Origin of the sequence: Sphingobium jiangsuense, assembly GCF_014196495.1 — a bacterium.
GTDB lineage: Bacteria > Pseudomonadota > Alphaproteobacteria > Sphingomonadales > Sphingomonadaceae > Sphingobium > Sphingobium jiangsuense.
This window is the reverse complement of the sequence record NZ_JACIDT010000023.1, coordinates 47568-56208: the sequence shown is the minus strand read 5'-3', so window position 1 is coordinate 56208 and position 8641 is coordinate 47568. Positions and strand designations below refer to the sequence as shown.

Genomic DNA, 8641 nt, shown 5'->3' with positions numbered 1-8641 from the left:
CACCCTGGAAATGGCGCCACTTGAAATCCGTCATCGTTCCGTCCGTCCAATCTCCGCCAAGCATGCTCAAGCTTCACGATTTTTGCAACAGAGCCGTCTCCGGCATCACCAGTTGAAGGCCCTTGAGCTTATATTTATAGAGCACGCTGGAGAAGGTCATACGGCCGTCGAGCGCGCGCCCCTTGAAACCGATCTCGCCTCCTTCCGATTCCTCCGGTCCGAAGCCGATCGATTCATCGGTCAAATTGGCGGTGATCGTGGTCGGGATGGAGGCGCCGCCCGATTTGTAGCCGGTCTTGTACGCGGCATAGATGTTGAGATCGGGCGTCGGCTTGTAACTGAGCGTCGCTTCGGGCGACCAGTTGGTGTCCTCGAACCTGTTGGTCAGGAATATCCCCTGCGGCATCACGTTGAGCGAGGCGGGTAGCCGTGCATCGGCGTAGAGATTGCCCTGACGGGTGGTTTTCTTCTCGTCGGTATAGCGGACGCCGCCCGCCAGCTCGATCCTATCGGTGATATTCCAGATCGCCTGGCCGAAGAACGACCATGCGGTGTTCTTGATCGTGTGCAGGCGATAGGTCTGGTTGGTGTTGCCATTGGTGGGGTCAGGCGTATAGCCGAGGGGGAAACGCGTGCCGATATTGCCCCGGCGATCGCTATTCTCATAATAAGCGCCGCCCGCGAAATTGATCGGCCCGCCCAGATCGGTGTTGAAGCGCAGTTCCTGGGTGAACAGTTCCGACCGCTCAGTCACATAGCCGGGAAAGCGAGTGAAGCTGGTATAGCCATAGTTGGACAGCGTCTTGAAATCGCCATAGCTGTATCCGGTGACGCTCTCGAACCGGATCGCATCCATGTCATAGCGCAGGGCGAGCGTCGTCAGAACCGAATCCACAGTGGACCAGAGCTTGCCGTTGCGGCGGTCGCCGCCCGGATAGCCCGCCTCCACCCCGACGGGCAGGCCGCCGCTGGAAATCTGGTTGTCGGCCCGGCAATCGCCGGTCGGGTCGGAAATCAAATTGGTGTCGGTCGGCAGGCTGTAACCGTCGGCGCAGCGCACCGGCTGAGCGATATTGCCCATGCCGTCATCGTCATAAGCGTTGCCGAGAACCTTGAGTTCCGCGTTGAACCGGTCGCTGGGCTTCCAGTCGAGCGTCAGGCGTCCGGTGATCGTTTCGCTGCCCACGGCACGGCTGTCGCCGCCGCGACGGAGAGGAAAGCTCGCATCGGTGGGGTTCGGGCCGTCAACCGCATTATTGTGCAGCCAACCTTCCATCTTGGCATAGCGGACGGCGAGGCGCGCGCCCAATGTGTCGGAAAGTGGACCAGAAACATAACCTTCGGCATAGCGCTCATCGGCGACGAATTCATAACCGACCTTCAGACCCGCCTCGAACTGGCTGGTCGCGCCACGCGAGCGTACCGAAACGACGCCACCGGGGCTGTTCTTGCCGAAGAAGAGCGCCTGCGGCCCCTTGAGCACTTCCACCTGTGCGACGTCGAAGAAGGCGACGTTGGTGATGAAGCCGCGGCTGATCTGGATGCCGTCGATATTGATCGACACCGTCTGGTCGATGCCGAAATCGTTGAAAGTCGATCCCACGCCGCGAATGGTCATGCTGGCGCCGGTGCCCGAGGCCGCCTTGACGATCGTCACATTGGGGATGAGCGACGAGACGGCGTTGAGGTCAGCGACATTGTATCGGGTGAGCGTTTCGCTAGATAGCGCGCTGACGGCGACCGGCACATCGATCAGCGTCTCGTCGCGCTTGCGGGCAGTGACGATGATGTCGCCCGATCCGGAATGGACCGCCATACGCGCTTCCTCCGCAGCCGTTTCCTGCGCAAGGACCGGTGCAGGCATTGCCGCAGCCAGCGCGCATGCGGCGGTCCCCGTCAACTGGATGATCCGAATTCCCACGCCTTTCATAATCGCTTCTCCCTCCCACACTCTTCATGGAGCTTGATTGATAGGCGGGTATTACGCCTCCCCCATGCATGCGTCAACAAAATAGCACAGTGCACTACTTTTGGCGTCGCAATAAATTCGTACATCGTGCATTTTTATGCCACTTGCGCTCGGCAGCGGCTTGGTGCATGGCTGCTTTTCCGATGGTCAAGAGGCAAGGGCCGACCTGTCCGATAGAGCGATCTTATCTTTTTGATGCCATCTGTATAAACTGAGTGCGTACCGATGACGGATTCCCCCCTCTCCTCCCAGCAGACGCAGACTACTGAACTGGCCCCTCAATCCGAATTGACTTCTCACCCGGAAAAGCAGTTGGTCTATTCCAGCTCATCTATCCATGAACGCCGCCGCCGCATCCTGAGGGAAGCGCGCAAGCTTCTGGCAGAAGGCGGGATCGAGAAATTCAGCATCCGCAAGCTGTGCAAGCGCGCCGATGTCGCCCAGCGGACGCTCTACAACGCGTTTCACAACCGCGACCGGATCATGGCGCTGGCGATCCGGGAGGCATACGAGGACGTCAACCGCTATATGCGCTATCGCACCTCGGCCGAAACGATGGAAGGCATTGTCGATCGGCTGATCTCGGTCAACACCCGTAATTTGCGGGCACGCAATTACACGCAGGCGGTCGCCGCCATCTATTTCTCGCCGGCAGCCAGCCATGACATCTGGGTCGCCATGCGCGAAATGGTCGATATGAACCTGCGCCAATGGCTGAACCGGCTGGTGCGTGACGACCTGCTCGAGGATTGGGTCAGGGTCGATGAACTGGCCAATGAGATCGCCAATATCGAATATGCAACGATCAATGATTGGGCGCAGGGGCGGATCACCGATGAGGATTATGTCCGCCGGCTGATCACCGCGGTGCTCACCCATGTGGTCGGTTCGATCCGGGGGGACGACAAGGAAATGGCGATCGCCATGCTGCGCCGTATCCGCGCCACGGGCGAACTGCCGGAGTTTCCGAAGCCCGTTTATAGCCCGCCCCACGGCGCAGGGGAGGACTGACCCCTCCGGGTCCCGCGTTACCCCTCTCCGTTCGCCTGCGCTGCATTCTGCCCGGCGACGCGCCCGAAATAGGAAGCAGGCCCCAGCATCAGGCCGCTTGCATAGCCCTTGCCGTCCTGCGCGATGCTGGAAACGCAGGCACCGGCGGCAAAAAGTCCCGAAATCGGCTGTCCATCCACACCCAGCACGCGCGCATCCGCGTCGGTCGCCATGCCGCCCAGCGTGATATAGTAATAATAGGAGTTGGAATAGGACAGTTCGAACGCCGCATAAGGCGGTTTGTCCAGCGGCTGCAACCAGTCGGCGTGCTTGTGGTAAAGCGGATCCTCGCCATGCCCGGCTCCTTCATTATAATCCGCCAGCGTGCGCTGCAGCGAGCCGGGCGGCAGCTCCAGCCCCTGCTCCATTTCGGGGACCGTCTCCCAGCCGTCCACGAAACGATGCTGCGCCCGGCTCACCTCGGGATAGGCGAAGGTTTCGGAATCGACGATCAGATAGGCGACGGTCCCCGGCTGCTCGCGTATCGCCTGCCCCGTCCGCCCATGATAGCTGTCCTCCGCGACGAAGCGTTCCCCGCGATTATTGACCAATATGCCCTTGATGAGCTGCTCCGGCGGATAATAGCTGGCGGTCGCGATGATCCCACCCATCGAGCGCAGCGCAGCACCCGCAGACAGGCCGAGCCGGATCGCATCACCGTCATTATTCGGTATGCCCAGCGGGACGCAACTGTCTGGCAGGGTTGGGGCATAATGGTCCAGCATCTCCCTGTTCATACCGAACGCCCCGGCCGCGAGGATCACGCCGCGACGCGCCCGGAAATATTTCTGCCCGTCGCTCTGCCGGGCACGCACGCCGACGATCCGCCCTGCGGCGTCACCTATCAGCGCGTTGACACGGCTGTCGGATGCTACCCGCACACCTTCCTGCTCGCAGGCCACGATCAGCGCATTCATGGCAAGCGCGCCGCCGCCATCGCCCTCCTTGGCAACCTTGTGGCCGCGCGGCGCGGGTGTGGCGATGCCGTGATAGGGCCAGACCTTCTCATTGCCGGTTGACGCAAGGCAATCGTCCGTCGGGGCGATCACCGCCTTGCCCTTGTAATAGCCCCGGTTGAACGGCACGCCCTGCGCCTCGAGCCATTCAAACTGGGCAACCGAATTATCGCAATAGCGGCGAACCAGCCGCGCATCGGGCGCGCCGGTGCTCGCCATCAGGAAGTCGAACATGGCATCGGATGTATCCTCATAACCCGCAGCGCGCTGCGCCTCGGTGCCTCCACCGAAATAGAATATCCCGGCCGACAGGGCACTCGCCCCGCCCCCGCCAGAGGCGCGCTCTATAACCAGCACGTCCGCCCCGGATCGCTGCGCCTCCAGCGCCGCGCAGGCGCCCGCTATGCCATAACCGACAACCAGCACATCGGCGCTGCCGCTCCAATGCTCCACACTCTCTGCCCAGATCAATTCGGGCGGGGAAATCGGGTCTGTCATAGGTCTTCCCTTTCAGGACTGGAGAAGCGACGTTCTAGTTAATTCGGCGATGCGGGTCGCGCCGGTCAGCGCCATGGCGACACGTAGCTCGTCGCGCAGCAGGCCCAGCATATGCGCGACCCCGCGTTGCCCCTGCGCCGCCAGTGGATAGGCCCAGGCGCGGCCGATCAATACGCCCTCCGCGCCGAGCGCGAGCATCCGGGCGACATCCAGCCCGGTCCGCACGCCACCATCGACCAGCACGGTCAGTTCCCCGCCCACCGCATCGGCGATCGCGGGAAGGGCACGGGCGGTCGAGGGCACCCCGTCGAGCTGGCGGCCGCCATGGTTTGAAACCACGATTCCGTCGGCCCCGCCGCGCACGGCCTCGCGCGCATCCTCAGCATCCAGCACGCCCTTGACGACGATGGGACCGTCCCAATGCCGGCGAAGCCAGTCGATTATGTTCCAGCCGGCAGCATTTTCCAGATTGGCCTGCATGAAGCCCATGACGCGGGCCAGCGAAGCGCCCCTCTCCACCCCGTCGGCTATGTTGCCGAGGGTATGCGGACGGCCGCGCAACCCGACATTCCACAACCAATGCGGGCGCGGCAGCACCTGCCCCGCCATGCGCGCTATCCGCACCGGCCAGGGATCGTTGGAAATGCCGCTGCGATAATCGCGATAGCGCGCGCCGAGACAGGGCAGATCGACCGTCACCAGCAAGGCGGTACAGCCCGCCTCGCGGGCGCGGGTGAGCAGGCTCGCCATATAGCCCCGGTCCTTCAGCATATAGAGCTGGAACCAGAACGGACCTCCGCCCGACGCCGCACCTACCTCTTCCACCCGGCAGCAAGAGGCCGAGGAAAGGGTGAAGGGCACGCCGATTTCCCGCGCCGCCCGCGCTGCCTGCACCTCGCCGCGGCGGGCCATCATCCCGGCCATGCCGACCGGGGCCAGCGCCACGGGGAAAGGAAGGTGATGACCAAGCACCGTGGCCGACATATCTATCCGCGAGACATCGCGCAGCACGCGCTGGCGCAGGCCGATGCCCGCCAGATCGCGCCGGTTCGCCAGCCGCGTCTGTTCGAGATAGGAACCCGCCTCGACATATTCGAACAGGAAACGGGGCAGCCGTCTTTCCGCAAGGTGCTTGTAATCGGCCAGCGATCGGGGCGTCATCGCGTCACAGCATCCCCGGATAGGCCCCGCCGTCGAGCAGTAGATTCTGGCCGGTCACATAGCCCGCGCGATCGCTGGCGAAGAAGGCACACCACGCTCCGAAATCCGCCGGATCGCCGATCTGCCCGGTCGGGGACTCCGCCGCCATCAGCGCAATCTCCTCCGCCAGCGACGTACCCTTTTGCCTGGCGAGGCGCTCGGCATAGCCGCGCAGGCGGTGGGTCGCGAAGGAACCAGGCAGCAGATTGTTCACGGTGACGCCGTGCTCGGCCACCTGCCGGGCAAGACCGGCGGCAAAAGCGGTAAGGCCGCTGCGCGCCGTGTTGGACAGCGGCAGGGCGCTGCGCGGCTGCTTCACCGCAGCCGAGGTGATGTTGATGATCCGCCCCCAGCGCCGCGCGATCATCCCGTCGATCAGTGAGCGGATCAGCATGATAGCCGACACCGCATTGGTGTTGAATGCGGCCAGCCAGGCCTCCTCATCGAACTCCCGGAAATCGCCCGGCGGCGGACCGCCCGCATTGGTGACGAGGATGTCGCATCCGCCGCCCGCGACCTCGACCAGAGCGGCGCGCCCTTCCGCCGTGGTTACGTCGCTGGCGACGGCAAGCGGCCTCCGCCCGCTGTCGGCGGCAAGACGATCCGCCGCCGCATCAAGGCGGGCAGCATCCCTGCCGTTGAGGACCACCTCGGCACCCGCACCGGCCAGTGCGGCAGCACAGGCATAGCCCAGCCCCGCGCTCGACCCGCACACGATCGCCCGCCTGCCGGCGATGCCCAGATCGATGCCGGAGGTCATAGTTCACCCGCCAGATATTTGTCGATCGTGCGGTGCCAGTGCCTGATCCGGCTTTCCTGATAATGGGCCAGCTCGACCTTGCCGTCGCGCAGCGCCTTCATGCCGCTGTGGACATGGGGAATGTTCGCCATGTCCTGATTGAGCACCGCACCCAACTGGCCGAACATCGGCTCCCAGTCCACATCTTCCGGGATCAGCACCATCTCCGGGCATTTCGGCGGGGTTTCGTCCGGCTTCGCCCGCTGGATGAGGCGCACCTCCATCAACGTATGATTCTCGTCCGGCCATGGCCGCCAGCGATAAACCACCGCCGGGCCATAGCCGCCCCAAGGGCTGAAATTGGGGAACACGTTATAGGTGAACGCATCCTGCACCTCGGCATCGGAGACATGGCTGATGTCCCGGCCGATCATCTTGCCGAACCGCTTGCGGTTGAACGCACCCATCGCCTGCCGCGCCGTTTCGCCCTCGTTGACGACGACCTCCATTCCCGGCTCCACCACGCGGCCATTATATTTGAGGAACTGGTCGATCACCCATTGCTCTTCCCGGTCTGCCGCCGGAACATGGGTGGAGGTGACGCCGAACGGCGTTATGGTGAGGTTGGTGTGATCGCTGAACAGCGTATATTTGCTGTTGGTATCCGCCGTGAACGGCAGGATCTGGGGATGGGTCGCAATGACGTGGAAGGCTTCGATGAAGGCTTCCATGCAGACCTTCCAATTCGCTTTGAGAACCTTGCCGCCCCATTTGACGGTGTAGCATTCCTCCGGCCGCCAGTCGCGAAAATGGTCGGGCAGTGGGGCGAGATAGTCCTCCAAGCTCATCCCGCCCGACTCTTCCTTGATGAAGACATAGCCGCCCCACAGCCCTACCTGCACTTCGGGCAGAGCCATGTCCTTGCCTTCCAGATGCTTGAAATCCCAGCGGCAGGGAATGGTCTTCAGCGAACCGTCGGCATTCCAGGTGAAGGCATGATAGGGGCAGCGCAGGTCCTTCACCTTGCCGCCGGTCAGCCGCAGCTTGCGGCCGCGATGGAGGCAGGCATTGTAGAAGGCGCGGATCGTCCTGTCGGCCTGACGCACCAGCAGGAAGGATTTTTCGCCATATTCATAGACGACGGTGTCGCCCGGATCAGGCATTTCTTCTTCCCGCGCGGCGAATTGCCATACGCGCGGCCACATGCGCTCCATTTCGAGGTCGAAGAACGCCCGCGATACGAAGCGCGAGACGTCGAGCGGCTCGTCACCCAGATCGGGCTCATAATCGGCCAGCAGATAGTCCGGCACGCCGTTGGTGTCCTGCAACGCCAGTTCATTCCAACTGCGGCCGGGACCGCGCTTGGCATGGGGGTCTGATTCAGCCATTATCCGTTCCTTCCGCTGCCTGTGCGGCCATTTCCCCAAGGGCGCGGGCGCGGTCTGCCGGTTGCAGCCATCACCGCCGCGTCGATTTCCTCGCGGCTGGGGTTGCCGCGCAGGGTCAGCCCGCCATTGACCTGCAAATTCTGCCCCGACATGAAGCAGCCGTCGCTGGCGAGCCAGGCCACCGCATCGGCGATGTCGTCGGTCCGTCCCACCCGCCCCAGCGGATACCGGCTGGCGTAGGTTTCCAGCAACCCCGGCACCTTGGCCGCACCCGCCGTCATCGGCGTTTCGGTGAAGCCGGGCGATACCGAATTGGCCCGAATGCCGCGCCTGCCATATTCATTGGCAAGGCAGCGCATCACATGATCGAAACCGGCCTTCGTTCCCATATAGGCGGCATGATCGTCCAGCATGATCGTCGCCGTCGCGGAGCTGATCTGGATCAGCGATCCGCCTTCGCGCACCTGCGGCAGGATGGACTGGAAGAAGAGGAAAGGGCCGACGAACTGCAAATCGACCATGCGCCGCAGTTCCTCTTCGGTGGTCAGTTCGAACGGCTTGAGCAGCCCCCAGCCCGTCGCGTTGACGACGATGTCCACCCCGCCAAAGCGATTGCCGATCTGTGCGGCCAGAGCATCATTGTCCGCCTTGCTGGTGATATCCGCCGCAATGCCAGAGCCGCCGATCTCGCCCGCAAAGCGCTCCAGCTCGTCCAGCCGCCGCCCGGAAAGGACGATCTTCGCGCCCTCGTCGACCAGCCTGCGGGCGATGACCTGTCCCATATTGTCACGACCTGACGCACCCATGACGAGGGCGGTTTTCCCGGACAGCCTGGCCATGG

At 63.2% G+C, this 8641-nt stretch carries 7 protein-coding genes; 1 reads left to right on the top strand and 6 read right to left on the bottom strand.

What is annotated here, in order from left to right:
• Positions 1–73 precede the first annotated feature (73 nt).
• Positions 74–1816, bottom strand: a complete 1743-nt coding sequence (locus GGR43_RS20610; RefSeq protein WP_188073696.1) for a TonB-dependent receptor — start codon at positions 1814–1816, stop codon at positions 74–76.
• 378 nt (positions 1817–2194) lie between these two features.
• Between GGR43_RS20610 and GGR43_RS20605 the strand changes: the two genes are divergently transcribed.
• On the top strand, positions 2195–2980 hold the full coding sequence (locus GGR43_RS20605) for a TetR/AcrR family transcriptional regulator (RefSeq protein ID WP_188073695.1): 786 nt from the start codon (positions 2195–2197) through the stop codon (positions 2978–2980).
• A 17-nt stretch (positions 2981–2997) separates the two neighbouring features.
• Here the strand turns inward: GGR43_RS20605 and GGR43_RS20600 are convergent, their stop codons facing one another.
• From GGR43_RS20600 to GGR43_RS20580, 5 genes are read right to left on the bottom strand one after another with little or no spacing between them, the layout of a single operon-like run.
• A complete protein-coding gene (locus GGR43_RS20600; RefSeq protein WP_188073694.1) occupies positions 2998–4473 on the bottom strand; it encodes an FAD-dependent oxidoreductase in 1476 nt (491 codons plus the stop codon).
• Positions 4474–4485: 12 nt separating this feature from the next.
• A complete protein-coding gene (locus GGR43_RS20595; RefSeq protein WP_188073693.1) occupies positions 4486–5634 on the bottom strand; it encodes an L-lactate dehydrogenase in 1149 nt (382 codons plus the stop codon).
• A 4-nt stretch (positions 5635–5638) separates the two neighbouring features.
• Positions 5639–6433 carry an SDR family oxidoreductase gene (locus GGR43_RS20590; protein ID WP_223177548.1) on the bottom strand — a complete coding sequence of 265 codons (795 nt, stop codon included), beginning with the start codon at positions 6431–6433 and terminating at the stop codon, positions 5639–5641.
• Entirely contained in the window at positions 6430–7800 is a 1371-nt protein-coding gene (locus GGR43_RS20585; protein ID WP_188073692.1) for an aromatic ring-hydroxylating oxygenase subunit alpha, read from the bottom strand. Before GGR43_RS20585 ends, GGR43_RS20590 begins: the two co-directional genes overlap by 4 nt.
• On the bottom strand, positions 7800–8639 hold the full coding sequence (locus tag GGR43_RS20580) for an SDR family NAD(P)-dependent oxidoreductase (RefSeq protein WP_188073691.1): 840 nt from the start codon (positions 8637–8639) through the stop codon (positions 7800–7802). The genes GGR43_RS20585 and GGR43_RS20580 overlap by 1 nt, the downstream gene beginning before the upstream one ends.
• Between the last annotated feature and the right edge of the window lie 2 nt (positions 8640–8641).